Consider the following 354-nt stretch of genomic DNA (forward strand, 5'->3'; position numbering starts at 1 on the left):
AAAAGGAAATGGACGAAGCAACAAAAACAACTACAGCGTGATTATTTGCCAAGGCTTCAAAAGTATCACAGGCACTTCCAACAATTTGGTGATCGAAATAGTTTTTCTAAAACAGATGTCGATGCGACTTTTATGCGCATGAAGGAAGATCACATGAGAAATGGGCAATTGAAAGCAGGATACAATGTCCAAATAGCCACAGAAAACCAATTTACATTGCACTGTTCGATTTTTCAACGCCCTACAGATACACGTTGTTTCCTCCCTTTTTTAGCGGCTTTTAAAGAAACGTTCGGGAATCTACCAGATTATATCGTCGCAGACGCTGGGTACGGTGGAGAAGAGAATTACAAA

General features: G+C 40.1%; 1 protein-coding gene. It reads left to right on the forward strand.

Translation table 11 applies throughout. From position 1 onward, the window contains the following. On the forward strand, positions 1-354 hold a 354-nt coding region (locus tag R8925_RS15905; RefSeq protein WP_430536756.1), incomplete at both ends, for a transposase.

Source organism: Listeria rocourtiae subsp. hofi, assembly GCF_963575615.1.
GTDB lineage: Bacteria > Bacillota > Bacilli > Lactobacillales > Listeriaceae > Listeria_A > Listeria_A hofi.